Genomic DNA, 18413 nt, shown 5'->3' on the forward strand with positions numbered 1-18413 from the left:
ATCAGCCTTCGCTTCTCTCAGCTTCTTGGGCAAGCCTGACATGAGACGTACATCTGCTTCTTCAGTCGTTTCACTCCCTCACAAGCAGTGTTACGACTTCCACATGCCCAGTCATAGGAAACATATCTACTGGTTGTACCTCTTCTACCTTATATCCTTTCTCTTCTAAATATCCAGCATCCCTAGCTAATGTAGACGGATTACAGGACACATATACTATTTTTTTAGGATTAGCCTTGGTAATTGAACCTATTAAGGATTTATCTAATCCTTTTCTAGGAGGATCTACTACTATTACATCTATACTAATTCCTTTAGAAATAATCTTAGGCAAAACATCTTCACTTTTCCCTTGAATAAACTCTACATTTTTTACATTATTAATTTTTAAGTTTGCATTTGCATCATCTATGGCATCTTTCACTACTTCTACTCCGTAAACCTTCTTTGCATATTTGGATATATATAATGCTATTGTACCGATACCGCAATATAAATCTACTACCGTCTCATCACCATTCAAATTCAAATATTCTACTACTTTATTATATAAAACTTCCGTTTGAATATGGTTCACCTGAAAAAAGGATTTGGGAGAAATTAAAAAATTATACTCTCCAATATAGTCTACAATTTTATTTTTCCCGTATAACTTTATGTCCCTATGTCCTAATACTACTGATGTATCTTTGCTATTAATATTTTGATATATACTTACTATTGAAGCAGAAGTAAGCTGTTTATCAGTTAATATCTCTATTAATTGCTCCTTATAAGGAAGTTTTTCTCCCTTTGTAATAATTACTATCATTACCTTTTTATCTTTTGTCGTTCGTATGATTAAGTTCTTTATTATGCCTTTCTTAGTTCTATTATTATAACCTTCTACTTTGTATTTTTTCATATATTCTTTTACTAAACTTATTATTTCATCTACTATTTTGTATTGAATAATACATTTATCTATAGGGATTAAATCATGAGTTCCTCTTTTAAAATAACCTATATTATTATTTTCCCCTATTTTGAACTCTGCTTTATTTCTATATCTATATGGATAATTCATTCCTATAGTATCATTAACTATTACATCTTTTATTTTTCCTATCCTCTCTAAATTGCTTTTTACCATATCTCTTTTTAATTCTAATTGTTTTTCATATTTAAAATTATGAAACTGACAACCATCACATTGTGGAAAATACTCGCATTTAGATTTCATTCTATAAGGTGATTTTTCCAGTATTTCTAAAGTCCTTCCTATTCCAAATCGCTTTTTTAATTCCTCTATTTTAACTAGTACCTTGTCCCCTAAGATTCCACCTTCAACAAAAAAAGTAAAGCCTTCATATCTTCCTACTCCCATTCCATCATTATTTATATCAATAATATTTAATTCTATTTTATCTCCAACTTTAAAGCCTTCCATATAATACTCCTTTCCAAAAAAACAAGGCACTAAACGTGCCCTTCTAGAATCAGTATCCCTTTTATCTCTTATTTAATTCTAACCAATATTTACTAATTTATACTATTTACTGTAAATTCTAGTATATGAGCATAATCCTAGTATATACTCTATTTATTATATTCTCAATATTAACTAATAATAATTGTTAACTTATCTTTATGAAGTTTCAAAATATTTATCCTCCAAATCCTCTAAATGATTAAAAATATACACTAAATCTTCACCAAAATTCAGTAAAGAATAGTATGTATTACTCCCATTAGTTATCTTCTCTATAACCTTCTTATCTATGAGTATGGATAATTTCCTATTTAGTTCTATATGACTTATGTAGGGAATACTTCTTTCATCAACTTTACTTTATAACTCAAAGGTAGAAGAATCTATCCACTTCCAATCCTTTCTCAATTTTTTTATTGAACCTGCAAGGTTAAATAAAGCAAGGTCCTTTTTCTTTGCTTCTAGCATAATATCTATATCTTTATTTAATGGCTTGCAAAGCTCTATGAATTCAACAAAATCCTTCCCATCAATAAAATCTGCATGTTTTCTATCTTTTGGGTGTTCCTTAGGACTTGAGAAATGGAGTTTTGGTGGCAATTTTTCACCTTTCCATGTATTCAATATATCTGGTAATATCTCTTCTATACTATAACCGCCATCGTTGCATATATGGTGATGAACATCTAATACCATGGGAATACCCAAAATTTTACACAATTGAAGAGTTTCCATGGCGGTAAATGTTTTATCATCATTTTCTAAAATGAGTTTAGATGTTATTTCATCAGGATATTTTTTAAAATTATTTTCAAACCTTTTAATAGCTGTCTTTTTACCCCCCGTAGCACTTCCTATATGGAGTACCATTTTACCAAGGGGATATCCCATATCTTTAAATAAATTAACATGAAACCATAGATTTCTCTTTGTACTTTCCACTACCTTATCATTAACGCTATTTATTACATTAAATTGATCTGGATGGGTGTCTATTCTCATATTATATTTTTTTATTAAATCTCCAATAATCTTAAAATCCACAGCAAAGATTTTTCTATAATCCCAATTTACCTCTGGATGGGTAGCAAGGGGAATAAGGGAAGAGGTTATTCTATAAAAATGAATATTATTTTGTATATTGTATTTCAGTATCTTTCTTAAATCCACTATATTAGAGTAGGAAACCTTTTTAAGTTTGTTTAGTTTTTCTTCTTCCGTTGTCAGCTTTTGATAATATGTGTAAGTTACATTGCTAGAAGATGTGGTTTTGGGAAGACCTAAAGCAATTGAAACGTAGCCTAATCTAACTCTCATAAATACACCACCATAATTTTTTCTATAACCTTAGTATATATATTAAGTATATAAGAATACCTAATTTCCTAAATTAATTACGAAATTAACCTATATTATTAACCTTGCCATAGACTTTTCAAATGGACTTAAATCCAAAATGATTTAGGGCTTATATATTAATATGTCCATTATAATATTTGAAGCATCCTTAAGGTAATATACTCCCTTTTAGAATGCTTCTTTTTTTATTAATTTTCATTTAATTTTTCAATTATTTTCTTTAGAAATACTGGCAAGTCTTTAGGTGTCCTAGAAGTAATTAAATTTCCATCCACTACTACTTCCTCATCTAAATAATCCGCTCCTGCATTTATTAGATCATCCTTGATAGAAAAGAACGAAGTTACTTTTCTACCTTTAAGATTACAAGATGATGCCATCATCCATGGACCATGGCAGATTGCAGCTATTAGCTTGTTTTCCTTATCCATATCTTTTACAAAATCGACTGTGTATTTACACCTTCTCATATAATCGGGAGAAAAACCTCCTGGAATGATTACTCCATCATAATCCTTTGCTGATATTTCCTTAGATGAATGGGTGCTTTTTTCACTAAGACCTGATTTTGAAATATAATTAGTTTCCTTTTCAGTTCCCACAAGGTGAACTTCATACCCTTCTTCTAATAACCTAAAATAAGGATAGATTAACTCCCTTTCATCAAACATATTCTCTATTAATATGGCTATTCTTTTCATTATTATCTCCTTTCTATAGTGCTTATAATCTTTTCTACATTATAGTTACCCTAATAAACCATATATTAAAACAATATTTATCATCCACTTTTTTCTCTATAAATGATATATCATTTCTTTCACAAGCTTAGCAGGTTTATGTGCTGCCAACTTTTTAATTATTTCCTTTTACCTGAAGGTCATAAAGATGTTTATATATTCCTTCCATAGATATTAAATCCATATGTCTTCCCTTTTCCATAACCTTTCCATCTTGAAGAACGTAGATTTCATCTGCTGCTTCAATTGTTGAAAGTCTATGAGCTATAGCTAATGTAGTTCGTCCTTCCATTAACCTATCTAGTGCTAACTGTACAAGCTGTTCAGATTCAGAATCAAGAGCAGATGTAGCTTCATCTAGAAGCAATATGGGAGCATTTTTGAGAATTGCCCTTGCTATTGCAATACGCTGTTTCTGTCCTCCTGAAAGATTGGCACCCTTTTCATCTACCATGGTATTGTATCCATCAGGAGTCTCCATTATGAAATCATGAGCATATGCCATTTTTGCTGACTTTATTATTTCCTCCTTTGTTGCATCCAACCTACCATACTTTATATTTTCTTCAATAGTTCCATAAAAAAGATAGGAATCTTGGGGTACATAAGCAACCATTTCTCTTAATTCTCTTAATGATTTACTCCCTATGGATTTACCATCTACAAATATCTCACCATCATCTACATTATAAAATCCCATAAGTAATTTTATCAATGTACTTTTTCCCCCTCCACTTGCTCCTACAATTGCTGCCATTTTCCCTTCCTCTACAGATATATCAACCTTATTTAGCACTCTTTCATCATCATAGCTAAAGCAAACTTTTTTCATCTCTATCATACTGTTTGAAAAAAGATCGCTTTTGTTATACTCTTTAGTATTATATGATTCAGTAGGGCTATTTAATAACTCAAATACTCTACATGCACCAGCAAGAGATTTTTGAATACCAGCAATAAATTGTCCAATATTCTCAAATAAAAAGCTCGCATTTCCTTGCAAATGCAATATTGCTGCTATTGTACCAATGTCTGTTTTCCCTTTCATTGACATATATAAGCCTAATGTAAGCAATCCTATTGTCTTTAAAGTTCCATATGTATCATTAATAACCTCTAATATAGAGCTTATCTTTCCCCCTTTGATAACTGCTGCATTTAAATTCCCATTTTCATTTTCATATTTATCAAATATCTTACCTTCTATATTAAACATCTTTGTTTCCATAAATCCATCTGATACATCAATTAAACTCTGAGTCATCCCGCCCATTCTTCTCTGCACATCATCTCCAGCCCTTCTCAAAGGTTTGCTGAATAAAATGCTTATAAAAACAGACACCAATCCAATAACAATAGCTATTATAGCAAATTGCCAATCCATTAATAACATGGAAATTATAGCAACAGTCCCATGTATAAAAGCAAATGAAAGCATAGGAATGTGAGTCATGTATACCTCTTGGATAGCATCAATGTCATTTGTCATTCTAGTAATTAAATCCCCTGTGTGTCGCCCTTCAAAATTTTTCACAGTCAAGGATTCCATATGTTTAAATACACCAATTCTAATATTGCCCATGGCTTTTATGGCATAACATTGGTGTAAATACTTAAATAATGGCTGCAGTATAAAAGCTATTAAAAAGGATCCTATCGCTATGAAAAATGCTCTTTTTATCAACAAAATATTGCCATAGGTTATTGCATTTATAACATCCTTCATTATATAGGCAAGAACGATATTATAGCATATGGATGTAAATCCAGAATCAACTATCACTGAAATTATATATTTTATTATGTGAGGTTTCATAAATAATAGAATTCTTATAAGTTCATTTTCCTTTAGCTTTTTACGCATTTGCCATTCCTCCCTCATAATCTCTAAAATTAATTTGCTTATTATACAGTATCTTGTAGAAACTGTCTCTAACAATAAGTTCCTCGTGTACTCCTCTTTCAATGATTTCTCCATCTTTCATAACTAATATCATATCTGCATTTTTTATTGTAGATAACCTATGAGCAACCATTAATACTGTACGATTTTTCATAAAATCATAAAGTGATTTTTGTACCAGACTTTCCGATTCAAGGTCTAAAGCTGAGGTAGCTTCATCTAAAAGAAGTATTGGAGCATCCTTTAATATAGCTCTAGCAAGGGAAATCCTCTGCTGCTCTCCCCCAGATAGTTTAACACTTCCATCACCTATTACTGTGTTGTATCCATTTGGTAAACTCGTTATAAAATCATGTGCATTTGCAAGTCTTGCAGCCTTTATAATCTCGTCTTCTGTAGCTTCTTCCCTTCCATAGGCTATATTCTCTAATATTGTTGTTGGGAATAAATAGGTGTTTTGTGATACATAGGATATATTTCTTCTTATATCTGAAGGACTGCAATACTTTAAATTATTTCCTAAAACTTCAATATTTCCCTCCTGGTTTTTATACAAACTACACAACAGTTTCAATATCGTAGTCTTACCACATCCACTTGGTCCAACAATTGCTGTAATAGTCCCTTTTGCTAATTGAAAACTTATGTTACTTAAAACCTGATTCTCCCCATTGTATCCAAAGTAAACCCCTGAAAATTCTATAGCTGGATAATTATCCTTAGTTTTGAATTTCTCACCAACTGGAAATTCTATCTCTTCGTTAATAATCTCAAATATTCTATCAACAGCTGGTATGGCCAAACGCATTTGCTTATTTAAACCAAGTATAGCCTCCACAGGAGTAAATAGATACCAAATTAATTGAGTGCTAGCCAAAAGCTGACCTACTGTAATTTCACCTTTAATTGCAAGATATCCGCCAAATAAAGGTATTATGAGTTGTGGTATATATCTTAAAGCAAGGAAAAGTCTCATTAGATTTGCATTTATCCTCACTATTTTTTCTCCCTTGTTAATCATTTCTTCTATATTTTTCTTATACTTTTTGAATAAGATTTCTTCCAAACTAAATGATTTCAATATATAGACCCCATTTATTGTATCCTTTGCAAGTGCATTTATCTTCGCAGTATCCTCAATTATCTGTCTCGAATTTTTCTCCATAGGCTTTGAAACCATATTAAATAAATATCCTGTAAGTGGTATTAAAACTACACTAGAGAAAAGCAGCTTCCAGTTTATAGAATACATATATATAAATGCAGCTATAAACATAACTAGATTTAATATAATTTCAGGTATGAATCCAATTAACTCCGTGACCATTGATATATCATTATTTATTCTGGAAACAATATCACCAGAATGATATTTCTCTTTAACTTTCAATGGTAATTCTATGAAGTGCTTAACAATATAGTTTCTTATATTATAAGCAAAATTCCCTTTATAACTTACTGATGAATACTTCTGTATATAACCAACAATAATACCCACAACTACTATAATAATAGTAAAGTATACAAGGCTTTTAAACTCACTAACCTGCCTATTTATGGCCATATCAGTAAGATTTCTTGTTGCAAAGGAAAAGTAAATCGTTATCATTCCTTTTAAAAAAGCTGCAATACAATTTAGAACTATCCAGCCTCTTAAGGGTCTTAAAAATGGTCCCAATTGGCTTAACCTTTCAAAAAGACTATTTTCTTTTTTTGCTTTCATGTTTTTTCCTCCTTTTATTTCTTATAAAAGCATTGATGCTCTAATGGTATCTTTCCATACATCCACTACAGACTTATTTAGTTATATATGTAATACTAACTTTCCATTATGTTTTATATAGGATGTTTAGAAAAATATTTGTGTTTAATTGTAACTTTCTATATTTTTCGAATGTTATGTTTGAAAAAATGCATGAGTTTGGGCTACTCATGCAGATAGATTTTCATTGCCTCATTAAACAACTCCCGAAGTTTATCCTTATTAAGATAATAATAGAACCTATGCTCATACCTCTGGAAGTCCACTATTCCTAATTCTTGTAGGTTTGTTAAATGATACGAGGTTGTGGCTGCACTCATGCCTATCTCTTCTGCTATTTCATTTACATACCAGGGCTTCTCAGCCAAAAGCTCAATTATACTCATCCTACGCTTATCAGAAATAGCCTTTAAAAAATTCAATATTCTTTCCCTTTCAGGTTCTTCCTTAATAAACCTCCATGTTTCACTCCCAAAAATAATACATTCTATGCCTTTCCTTGAAGACCAGTAATCAGAACCCCTGTATTTAAAAAAGCTTATGTGAATCATAATTACTTGTCCAAAAACATTTATATCCTTTAAAAAATATTTTCTGCAAAATTTTTCAGAATTTGATAAGAACTCCTTCTCATACTGTTCCATTGCTGGTAATATTGCTTTATGTATTTCCTCTTCAAAGGGCATATATGCCTTTTCATAGAACTGCTTAAAAAGCATAATATATCTTTGTTTTGTTTCTTTAGGATTTTCAATACTTTCTATAAGTTTCAGTTTCATATTTTCATCGGTTAATTCAAGTTTTTCAATAATATTCAGCAGTTCATTAGGATTATTTTTAATCATATCCCAATCATAAACTTCATGAATATTCTTATTATTGTTTTCATAAAATATACTCTCTATCACATATGAAATCATTGTGTATTCATCACTTTTATCAATTATTTCGAGCATTTCTTCAATAGTATTTACCTTAGGATTATGGTTTAGGTATGACATATAAATTGTTACTCCCATTGCAGTACAATAAGTGCATGTATATTTATGAAAAAAGTACTGAAGCTCCCATCTCATGTAGCTTGATAGCCTTCCTTTCATATTGTCTACCATATCTATTATGCTTTGCATATTCCCTTTAACCTTTTTATCAATATCCTCTAAAAGTTCATCCTCAAATGATACTGCAATAAGTGCATACAATAACTCCAAAGGTTTGCTAAATGTAAAGTTAAATTCCTTACCATTTATCTTGTGTATCATCTAGTACTCTCCTTTCGAATTTGCTCTAAATTTATTCTAAACTTTTTATGTTTTGATATCCTTCTAATGTTAGTATATTAATAACTGTAAATATTGTCAAGTGACAATTTCAATCATTATAAAAAAGTCCTATACAATTCAGCTGAGTAATAAATATTCCTTTATTCTTTAAAATCCTTTTAACCTCTTTAGATGAGTAAGATTCATGTTTATTTATTATAAGTTCAAAAGTTTCAGTCACTTCATCTATTAGATAATAATATAATTCTTTATTTGTTACTCTTTTTTTCATAATTAATTCCGCCCAATATACAAAAAATGTTCACTTGTACCTATAAGGTTTTCATCTCTACTTAATTGATAACCTATTTCTAACCATTTTCTATATTCTCTTTCTTCTAACATGTTGATCTCATTTTCTTTGGCTCCTAGAATATTCTCAACACCAGCAAATACTATTTCAGTTAGTCCAAAACTATTCATTAAATCCTTAGCCTCTTTATAATCAGTAAAATAAGCTGTTGTAAATCCTGATTCTCCTGTATTTACTCCATCTTTTAGATACCCGAGTAATTCATCTACAGATTCAATTGGATGCACCCCTTTTAAATAATCCTGTATTGGGGCATAGTTAGATATAAAAGAAACAACAATAATTCCATTTGGTTTTAACAATCTCAAAGCTCCTTTAACAGCAGCTTTTCTGTCCGCTCCTTGGATTAAATGATATAAGGGACCCATTAAAAGAATAACATCATATTTTTGTTCATGTTGCTCTAGTTCCAATGCATTTCCATGGATATAAGCTTCCAATGTGATGTTTTTCTCTCTTGATTTCTTTTTTGCAACTTCAATATTACGTTTTGATAAGTCTAGTAATGATACCTTATGTCCTTTTTCTGCTAAATATATAGAGTATCTACCAGGTCCACCCCCAATATCGAATATTTCTAAATTCTCACCTATTATATACTCATCAAGATATCTTTTAGTAATATCAAATTCAATTTTATGTCGTTCAAGTCTTTCCCATTCATCATATTCATTATCGTACCAATGTTCAACTTTGTTCATATTATTTTCTCCTTTCTATTAAATAACTTCTTGTTATTACATTATCTATGAAGCCAATTCTAGTTTAAATAGTTTTTAAAAAAGGGGCTGTTTTAATCTTCAGCCCCTCAACTGTCTTTCCTTTTCAATAGGATTTACCAAAATATTTGGTTGAACGGATTCCCCAAGCTATTAATCCAATAACAAATCCACAAATTGCCGGTATTACCCATCCAAATCCATAATCAAACCCAGGTAAATATAGATGTGCAAAATTAACAATCCCCTTAATAACTACATTTCCTTGCATAGACTGTGGCAATGCTTTACATAAATCAAAAAATGCTGCAATAATAGTTAAAACAGTTGTCCATCTGTAAACAACACTCTCTTTATGAATAAATGGACTTAATAGTGACAGTATAATTAAGGTAATAGCTAAAGGATATAAAAACATAAGTACTGGTATAGATAACTGAATTATATTATTTAATCCAAAATTAGCAATTATAAAAGAAAATATAGTAAACAAAATAGCATAACTTTTATATGAAATGGATTTGGGAAACATTTCGTTAAACATTTTTGCACAGGAGGTAATTAAACCAATTGCTGTTTTTAAGCATGCCACTGCCACAATAGCTGCTATTAGAATCTTCCCAATAAATCCAAAATAATGATTACTTACCATAGATAATATAATCCCTCCGTTATCTACACGGTTCATACTTCCTAGGCTTGTAGCTCCCATATAAGCTAATAGCGCATATATAACAGTCATGCCAATAACACTTACCAAACCTGACTTACAGGTTTCAATAGCAATTGAATTTGGGCTTTTTACACCCAGCTTTTTTACATTAGAAATAATAATAATTGCAAAAGCTAAAGATGCTAAAGCATCCATAGTATTATATCCATCTAATAATCCTGTAAGTAACGGTTCGGTAGCATAATTCCCTTGAGGTTGATACTGATTAACTTTTCCCATTGGATTAATAATTACAGCAATCAATAAAATCGATAAGAGTACCAAAAAAACAGGATTAAGATATTTGCCAACCCAGTCTAAAATTCGTCCTGGTCTCAGTGAATAATAGAGAGTTAAAGCAAAAAAAATTAATGAGAAAATAAATAGTCCTATCTTTAATTGCCCCTCTATCATAAAGGAACGCATTCCCACTTCGAAAGCAACAGTAGCAGTACGTGGAATAGCAAATAATGGGCCAATTGTTAAATACAATGCACAGGTAAAAAAAATTGCATAACCTGTATTAATAGACTCTGCCATATGATATAAACTATCACTTTCTGAAAGTGCTGATGCAATAATGCCTAGCATTGGCAAGCCTACTCCTGTAATTAAAAACCCGATAGTAGCTACAAAAGTATTACTTCCAGCTGCTTGTCCCATTTGTATCGGGAAAATGAGATTCCCGGCTCCAAAAAATAGCCCAAATAACAACGAACCTATCAACATATTTTGCTGTAAACTTAGCTTTTCTTTCATAATAGTCCTCCTTATGCTTCTTTTGCATGATATATTATCCAGAAAAATAGGACACAAGTAGTGCCCTATATGATTAATGTATTACCATCTAATCATAATCTTAGTATAGCCTTTATTAATCAATTTTTCAATTTTTTCTTTAAAATATTCTTTATAAAAATTTCTAGTTCCAGGTAATACCATGGTTATGCCAACTATATCTGTAACAATCCCAGGTAATAATAACAAAAACCCACCAACTAGAATAGAAAGCCCAATTAGTATTTCATTCCCTGGTATATTTCCTTGAGACATGGCACTATTTATACTCCTTATAACCAATTTTCCTTCAGTTTTTGCTAAATAATAACCTGCAATTCCTGTTAGTATTATAAGAACCACGGTAACTCCAAATCCCATAGTTTGAGAAGCTTTAATCAATATATATAAATCCAATATAGGTAGTAAAATTAATAGTAAAACAATTCTTTTCATATAGTATCTCCTTATTACGTAAGGCGTATTTAAACTCTAATAGATGTATTTATTTCCATTATCCATTCACCTCTATAGAACTCTAGCTTCTCCCTTATAGATTAGTCCAGTTACAGCATCCACTGTGACTATATCTCCATCTGTTAAAATTTTTGTAACATCTTTTGCGCCAACAATTGTTGGTTTATCAAAGTTTAATCCAACTATTGCTGCATGAGATGTTAATCCTCCTTGTTCAACTATGATAGCTGAAGCTTTCCTCATGAAATCCACCATATCTCTATCGGTAAATCGACTAACTAAAATATCTCCTTCTCTAAATTTGTTTACTAACTCTTTTTTGCTGCTACCAGTACATACCTTCCCTGTAATAGATTTTTTGCCTATTCCTGTTCCTTTTACCAATACCTTTCCTACAGTATGGACTTTTATCAAATTGGTAGTTCCAGAAACACCTACAGGTATACCAGCTGTTATTACTATTAAATCCCCTTCTTTTATATAGCCTTTTTCCATAGCGCTATGGATTGACCTATCTATCACTTCATCTGTTACATCACTTTTTAATGATAATACAGGATATACTCCCCATACTAAGGACAACTTTCTCATTACTCGTTCACTTGTTGTGGCTGCAATTATTGGAGCTTTTGGTCTAAATTTTGATATAGCTTTAGATGTATATCCTGATGATGTAGCAGTAATAATTGCACTAGCTTTTAAATCCTCAGCTGTTGTGCAAGTCGCCTTGCTTATGGCATTAGTTGTTGATATGTTTTTATCTACTGATTTATGTTTTAACATTTCTATATACTCAGAAGAGGTTTCAGTTCTTGTTGCAATATTATGCATGGTTTTTAATGATTCAATAGGATATTTACCTGCTGCTGTTTCTCCAGATAACATTATGGAATCACTTCCATCAAGAATGGCATTTGCCACATCTGTAACTTCTGCCCTTGTAGGCCTTGGGTTTCTCATCATGGAATCTAACATCTGGGTAGCTGTAATTACTGGTTTTCCAGCTATATTGCATTTCTTTATTATTTGCTTTTGAATAAGGGGTATTTCCTCTGTTTCTATTTCTACTCCTAAATCTCCTCTAGCTACCATAATTCCATCGGAAGCCTCTATTATTTCATCAATATTATCAACACCTTCTTGATTTTCAATTTTAGATATGATATCTATATGCTCTCCACCATTTTCTTCTAGTATTCTTCTTATTTCTAACACATCTTCTGCCTTTCTCATAAATGAGGCTGCAATGAAGTCTATATCATTTTCTATTCCAAATTTTATATCTTTGATATCCTTTTCTGTTACTGCTGGTAAATTAATTGATACACTAGGTATATTTATCCCCTTATGGTCTTTTATTATCCCTCCATTTATAATAATGCACTTAATATCTGTTTCACTACCAATTTCAACAACTTCCAATTCTACTAAACCATCATCTATTAATATTTTATCACCTTTTTTCACATCTCTTCCTAACCCTACATAGGAGACACTAGCTATTGATTGATTCCCAACTAAGTTTCTTGTAGTTAAGGTAAAGTATTCTCCATCCTTTAACTCTATTTTCTCTTGATTAAAACTACCTAATCTAATCTCAGGTCCTTTTGTATCTAGCATAATCCCTATAGGCAATTCTAATTCTTCTCTTAATTTCTTTATAGTCTGAATTCTATTTCTATGTTCTTCATAGGTTCCATGGGAAAAATTAAGTCTCGCCACATTTAATCCTTTTAAAAATAATTCTCGTAAAATCTCCTCTTTGTCAGAAGCAGGCCCTATAGTGCAAACTATCTTTGTTTTTTTCATAATTCCACCTCTTCCCTATATAGAAAGTATTTTAGCAATATCATACATATTATTATCAAATTCCTTTTTAGTGTTTAACGCTTCATCTAAATCCATACTAATTAATTCATTACATTTTATACCTAAGGCTTTACCTGAATCACTTGAAAGTAATAATTCTACTGCCATATTACCCATCTTACTAGCAATAATTCTATCAAAGGCAGTAGGTGTCCCACCTCTCTGTATATGACCCAATATAGTAACTCTTGTTTCTGCACTAGTTTTTTCTTCAATTTCTTTTGCTACTTCATAAGCATTACCTATACCTTCTGCTAATACAATTATGTGGTGAAGTTTGCCTCTAATCCTCCCTTGAATTATTTTCCTAGATACTTCATCTGCATCAAACTCAACTTCTGGAACAATGATACTTTCTGCCCCGCCAGCTAGTCCAGAATAAAGAGCTATATCTCCACATTCCCTTCCCATTACTTCAACTATATTAGCTCTACCATGAGATGTAGAAGTATCTCTTATTTTACTTATTGCATCAACTACCGTTTCCACAGCTGTATAAAATCCTATAGTATAATCAGTATACCCCATGTCGTTATCTATAGTACATGGAATGCAAATAGTTGGTATCCCTGCCTCATATAAGTTTTTTGCTCCTCTAAAAGTTCCATCTCCACCTAATATAATTAATCCATCTATCCCAAAAACATTTATTACGTTTAAAGCCTTCTTTAATCCCTGTTCAGTTTTGAATTCATCGCATCTTGCACTCCTTAACATAGTGCCGCCTCTATGGATTATATCTGCTACAGAGGATAGATTCATCTCTTCAATATCGCCATTAATTAATCCATTATAACCTTGTTTAATTCCTAAAATCCTAGCCTTATTATATATGGACGTTCTCACAACGGACCTAATGGCAGCATTCATACCAGGTGCATCTCCACCACTAGTTAGTATACCTATTGTCTTCATATTTTCTCCTCCCAATTATGAAATATTCAATTAAATAATACCTAAATCAAATAGTGCTGCTTGTATTTCATTGGCTTCAAACTCAGGGGCTAATATTTCATATAGTTCTTCATCTCCATCTCTAGAAAATAGCTGTTTTTTTATTAAAAATCCTTCATCTCGCAGCTTTTTTTCAATCTTTGTTGCTGAATCTAAACTTGTAGCCAAATAAACTGCAGTCCACATTTTACACTCTCCTAACTATTATTTAATGTTAAGAATATCTTTAAAATTATCATAATTACAATTATAGCATATAATATAAATGTTTTTTAGTGTTTACATCCTAGGAAACTTTAATATTATCTTTCCCTAATATTTCTGCCAATTCAGCATATAATAATTCCTGATTTGCATCAACCCATAAATTCCTTTGAGCTATTACAGTCTTCCCTTCTCCTTCCATATATACATATACAGGAGTCTCCCCTTTATATTTTCCTAGTATTTTTTTAATAGAATTAAAAGTGGTTAATGGCTTTTCTTTAGATATTTTTAAATATATTTTACCTTTTTTATATTTATTTAATGGGGTTATTTTTTCACAGATTATTTTAGGTTCTTCCTCTTCATTTAAACTTACTTTTCCATCAATCACCACTAAACTATCTTCATCTATTAATCTACTATACCTATCATAAGTAGCAGGAAATACAATGCACTCTATAGCACCATATAAATCTTCCAAAGTTATAAAAGCCATCATATTATTATTTTTAGTGATTTTGTTCTTTTTTGAAACAATAATACCTCCAATTATTACTTTTTTGCCATCTATATTCTCAGTTAAATTATCCTCTAGTTGTTCTTGAGTTTGTAACAATTCAGTAGTAGTTATTGTAGATATATTATTGAGTTCCTCTTCATAAGGTTTCAATGGATGGCCGCTAATGTAGATTCCCAACATTTCCTTTTCCATAGCTAATAAGTTCTTCTGAGGAAATTCTTTTAAATCCGGTAAATTGTCTTTAGATATTTTAGTATCTATTTTTTCAAACATGGAAAACTGACCTTCAATATTTCTTTTTCTATCTGCATGGATTCCATCCATAGTCCTTTCAAAGATTGATAATAACTGAGCTCTATTTCCTCCTAAACTATTCATAGCCCCGCATTTAATAAGGCTTTCCACAGCTCTTTTATTCATTACTGAAGGGTCAATGTTCTCGATTCTTTCACAAAAATCTGTAAAGCTGGTAAAAACACCATCTTCTCTTGCTTTAATAATTGTTTCTATAAAATTTTCCCCTACATTTTTTACAGCCATCAAACCAAATCTAATCTTTCCATCTATAACTGTAAATTTTTTATAGCTTTCATTAATATCTGGTGGTAATATCTCAATTCCTAACCTTTTACACTCTTGAATATATAGTGAAACAGAGTTAGTGTCCCCCATAACACTACTTATTAAAGCAGCCATAAATTCTACTGGATAGTAATATTTGAGCCAAGCTGTCCTATATGCAACTACAGCATAAGCTGCTGAATGACTTTTGTTAAAAGCATACTTAGCAAAATCTATCATTAAGTCATATATCTTGTTAGCAATTTTTTCATTTACGCCATTTCTTAAAGCTCCCTTAATAATTACTTCTCCCTTTTCGTCTGTTTCTCCGTAGATAAACCTTCTTCTTTCCTTTTCCATTACCTCCATATTCTTTTTTCCCATAGCTCTTCTTAATAAATCAGCACCACCCATAGTAAAACCGCCTATATCCCTAACTATCTGCATTACCTGTTCTTGATATACAATACATCCGTAGGTAACATCTAAAATAGGTTTAAGTTTTGGATGCAGATATTCTATATCTTCTGGATTATACTTATTTGCAATATATTGGGGTATCTGATTCATTGGACCAGGCCTAAATAAGGAATTGGCTGCTATTAGATTTTCAAACATATTTGGTTTTAATTCCTTTAAAAATTGTCTCATACCAGCAGATTCAAATTGAAATATTCCTAAAGTATCTCCTTTAGCAAATAACTCTATTACCTTTGGGTCATCGTAACTCAAATTGGATAAATCAATTTTTAATCCATGGTTTATTTCAATTAAATTAATAGCATCCCGAATTACCGTAAGAGTTCTTAAACCTAAAAAGTCCATCTTTAAAAGACCTAATTCCTCTAGCTCTATCATATTGAATTGGGTAGTAATAGCATCATTGTTTCTTGATAGGGGCACATAGGTAGTAATAGGTTCTTTTGAAATCACTACACCAGCTGCATGAGTAGAGGTATGTCTTGGTAACCCTTCTACTGCCATCGCTAAATCTAATAAATTTCTAACTTCTTCTTTTGATTCATACATTTGCCTTAAAGTTTTATTTATATCCAACGCTTTTTCTATAGTTATACCTATTTCCATAGGGATTTGTTTAGCAATAAAGTCTACTTCACCATATGACATATTTATAGCCCTTCCCACATCTCGGATAGCTCCTCTAGCTGCCATAGTACCAAAGGTGACTATCTGTGCTACTCTATCTTCTCCATATTTTTCTACCACATAATCTATAACTTCTTCTCTTCTTTCGTAGCAAAAATCTATATCAATATCTGGCATTGATACCCGTTCAGGATTTAGAAACCTTTCGAATAATAAATCATATTCTAATGGATCTATATCTATAATACCTAGAGCATAGGAAACTATACTCCCTGCAGCTGAACCTCTACCAGGCCCTACCATTATCCCATTATCTTTAGCAAATTTAATAAAATCCCATACTATTAGAAAATAATCCACATATCCCATTTCAACTATGGTGTTGAATTCAAAATCAAATCTATCCATTATTTCCGGAGTAATCTCTTTATACCTTTTTCCCAATCCATCCATACAAAGTTTCTTTAAATACTCTATATCAGTATACCTTTCCGGTACCTTAAATTCCGGTAAATGCAAAGTATCAAAGTCTAAAGTAACATTGCATCTTTCACCTATCTTTACGGTATTCTCCAAAGCTTCTTCTGTAGATTGAAAAATATACTTCATTTCATCATAGGATTTTAAATAAAATTCATTGGTGGGGAATCTCATTCTATCTGTTTCATCTATTGTCTTTCCCGTTTGAATACATAAAAGTACGTCATGAACTATTGCATCTTCTTTTTTCAAATAATGGACATCATTAGTAGCGGCTAATGGTATTCCTGTTTCTTCACTCAATCTAATCAGTTGTTCATTAATATCTTTTTGTTCCCTTAAACCATGATCTTGTATCTCTAAGAAAAAATTATCTTGACCAAATATTCTATTTAACTTAAGAGCTATCTCCTTTGCCTTTTCATAATTTCCATTTAATAAATAATTGGGAATTTCTCCACCTAAGCAACCACTTAAGGCTATAATTCCTTGGCTATACTTTTCCAATACATCATGGTCTACCCTTGGTTTATAGTAAAAACCACTAACATATCCTTCAGAAACTATTTTCATTAGATTTTGATAACCTATATTATCTTCTGCCAATAGCACTAGATGGTATTGGTTCTTATCCTTTGGCTCCCTTTCCGTATGCTTATTAATGGCCATATATACTTCAGAACCTAGTATTGGCTTAATCCCTCTTTTTTTAGCTTGCTTATAAAATTCTATTACACCAAACATAGAACCATGGTCTGTTATTGCAATAGTATCCATTGCTAATTCCTTGGTCCTATCTAAAAGGTCTCCTATTCTACTAGAACCATCTAATAAACTATATTCAGTATGAACATGTAAATGGATAAATTTGTCTTGGTAAGCCATAATAAAACCCCTTCTAAGTATATTTATACCTTTATTCTATCATAATTATGAAAAAATTAAACTCCCAGTTAAGTGAGAGTTTTACTAATATAGATTTATCTTCAGATTGAGCTTGCAATAACATATCCATTATCTGTTGAAGTATTTCCTCTTTTTCTGTTCCCCTTAAATCTAATTCCTTTTAATTTCCTGCCAAGAAGATATAAAATTTTCTAATTCAACCTACCCCCTCTTGAGTAATATGATAAAATAAAACAATATAATTTATTTGATAT

General features: G+C 31.2%; 15 protein-coding genes. All 15 read right to left on the reverse strand.

The features are described 5' to 3' along the window. Positions 1-70: 70 nt before the first annotated feature. Positions 71-1429: a 23S rRNA (uracil(1939)-C(5))-methyltransferase RlmD gene (gene rlmD / locus C3E90_RS06500; protein WP_236914852.1), complete on the reverse strand. Its 1359-nt coding sequence runs from the start codon at positions 1427-1429 to the stop codon at positions 71-73. A gap of 198 nt (positions 1430-1627) precedes the next feature. Beyond that, positions 1628-1810, reverse strand: coding sequence for a hypothetical protein (locus tag C3E90_RS06505; RefSeq protein WP_336513014.1), 183 nt, complete (start codon positions 1808-1810; stop codon positions 1628-1630). 21 nt (positions 1811-1831) lie between these two features. After that, positions 1832-2788, reverse strand: a complete 957-nt coding sequence (uvsE, locus tag C3E90_RS06510; protein WP_236914853.1) for a UV DNA damage repair endonuclease UvsE — start codon at positions 2786-2788, stop codon at positions 1832-1834. 230 nt (positions 2789-3018) lie between these two features. Beyond that, the gene (locus tag C3E90_RS06515) at positions 3019-3531 is read right to left on the reverse strand and encodes a type 1 glutamine amidotransferase domain-containing protein (RefSeq protein ID WP_236914854.1); all 513 of its coding nucleotides are present in this window, start codon (positions 3529-3531) and stop codon (positions 3019-3021) included. A gap of 154 nt (positions 3532-3685) precedes the next feature. After that, on the reverse strand, positions 3686-5434 hold the full coding sequence (locus tag C3E90_RS06520; protein WP_236914855.1) for an ABC transporter ATP-binding protein: 1749 nt from the start codon (positions 5432-5434) through the stop codon (positions 3686-3688). Further along, positions 5427-7196: an ABC transporter ATP-binding protein gene (locus tag C3E90_RS06525; RefSeq protein WP_236914856.1), complete on the reverse strand. Its 1770-nt coding sequence runs from the start codon at positions 7194-7196 to the stop codon at positions 5427-5429. Before C3E90_RS06525 ends, C3E90_RS06520 begins: the two co-directional genes overlap by 8 nt. A gap of 203 nt (positions 7197-7399) precedes the next feature. After that, positions 7400-8437, reverse strand: a complete 1038-nt coding sequence (locus C3E90_RS06530; protein WP_236914857.1) for an ArsR/SmtB family transcription factor — start codon at positions 8435-8437, stop codon at positions 7400-7402. A 169-nt stretch (positions 8438-8606) separates the two neighbouring features. Beyond that, the gene (locus C3E90_RS06535) at positions 8607-8789 is read right to left on the reverse strand and encodes a hypothetical protein (protein WP_236914858.1); all 183 of its coding nucleotides are present in this window, start codon (positions 8787-8789) and stop codon (positions 8607-8609) included. A 2-nt stretch (positions 8790-8791) separates the two neighbouring features. Next, on the reverse strand, positions 8792-9571 hold the full coding sequence (locus C3E90_RS06540) for a class I SAM-dependent methyltransferase (RefSeq protein WP_236914859.1): 780 nt from the start codon (positions 9569-9571) through the stop codon (positions 8792-8794). Between the two features lie 124 nt (positions 9572-9695). Next, positions 9696-11060 (reverse strand): branched-chain amino acid transport system II carrier protein, encoded by a 1365-nt coding sequence (gene brnQ, locus C3E90_RS06545; protein ID WP_236914860.1) that lies wholly within the window; start codon positions 11058-11060, stop codon positions 9696-9698. An 81-nt stretch (positions 11061-11141) separates the two neighbouring features. After that, positions 11142-11534 carry an FxsA family protein gene (locus C3E90_RS06550; RefSeq protein ID WP_236914861.1) on the reverse strand — a complete coding sequence of 131 codons (393 nt, stop codon included), beginning with the start codon at positions 11532-11534 and terminating at the stop codon, positions 11142-11144. A 72-nt stretch (positions 11535-11606) separates the two neighbouring features. Then, positions 11607-13364 carry a pyruvate kinase gene (gene pyk, locus C3E90_RS06555; protein WP_236914862.1) on the reverse strand — a complete coding sequence of 586 codons (1758 nt, stop codon included), beginning with the start codon at positions 13362-13364 and terminating at the stop codon, positions 11607-11609. Between the two features lie 15 nt (positions 13365-13379). After that, positions 13380-14339, reverse strand: coding sequence for a 6-phosphofructokinase (gene pfkA, locus C3E90_RS06560; protein WP_236914863.1), 960 nt, complete (start codon positions 14337-14339; stop codon positions 13380-13382). A 30-nt stretch (positions 14340-14369) separates the two neighbouring features. Further along, a complete protein-coding gene (locus tag C3E90_RS06565) occupies positions 14370-14564 on the reverse strand; it encodes a hypothetical protein (protein ID WP_236914864.1) in 195 nt (64 codons plus the stop codon). Positions 14565-14664: 100 nt separating this feature from the next. After that, positions 14665-18138 (reverse strand): DNA polymerase III subunit alpha, encoded by a 3474-nt coding sequence (locus C3E90_RS06570; RefSeq protein WP_236914865.1) that lies wholly within the window; start codon positions 18136-18138, stop codon positions 14665-14667. Positions 18139-18413: the final 275 nt, after the last annotated feature.

It is taken from the genome of Clostridium sp. Cult2, assembly GCF_021655075.1.
Taxonomy (GTDB): Bacteria; Bacillota; Clostridia; order Tissierellales; family Tepidimicrobiaceae; genus Schnuerera.

Coding starts and splice junctions, on each gene's coding strand:
- brnQ (WP_236914860.1), bottom strand. CDS start 11,060: ATGAAAGAAAAGCTAAGTTTACAGCAAAATATGTTGATAGGTTCGTTG.
- C3E90_RS06525 (WP_236914856.1), bottom strand. CDS start 7,196: ATGAAAGCAAAAAAAGAAAATAGTCTTTTTGAAAGGTTAAGCCAATTG.
- pyk (WP_236914862.1), bottom strand. CDS start 13,364: ATGAAAAAAACAAAGATAGTTTGCACTATAGGGCCTGCTTCTGACAAA.
- pfkA (WP_236914863.1), bottom strand. CDS start 14,339: ATGAAGACAATAGGTATACTAACTAGTGGTGGAGATGCACCTGGTATG.
- C3E90_RS06515 (WP_236914854.1), bottom strand. CDS start 3,531: ATGAAAAGAATAGCCATATTAATAGAGAATATGTTTGATGAAAGGGAG.
- uvsE (WP_236914853.1), bottom strand. CDS start 2,788: ATGAGAGTTAGATTAGGCTACGTTTCAATTGCTTTAGGTCTTCCCAAA.
- C3E90_RS06540 (WP_236914859.1), bottom strand. CDS start 9,571: ATGAACAAAGTTGAACATTGGTACGATAATGAATATGATGAATGGGAA.
- rlmD (WP_236914852.1), bottom strand. CDS start 1,429: ATGGAAGGCTTTAAAGTTGGAGATAAAATAGAATTAAATATTATTGAT.
- C3E90_RS06535 (WP_236914858.1), bottom strand. CDS start 8,789: ATGAAAAAAAGAGTAACAAATAAAGAATTATATTATTATCTAATAGAT.
- C3E90_RS06570 (WP_236914865.1), bottom strand. CDS start 18,138: ATGGCTTACCAAGACAAATTTATCCATTTACATGTTCATACTGAATAT.
- C3E90_RS06520 (WP_236914855.1), bottom strand. CDS start 5,434: ATGCGTAAAAAGCTAAAGGAAAATGAACTTATAAGAATTCTATTATTT.
- C3E90_RS06565 (WP_236914864.1), bottom strand. CDS start 14,564: ATGTGGACTGCAGTTTATTTGGCTACAAGTTTAGATTCAGCAACAAAG.
- C3E90_RS06550 (WP_236914861.1), bottom strand. CDS start 11,534: ATGAAAAGAATTGTTTTACTATTAATTTTACTACCTATATTGGATTTA.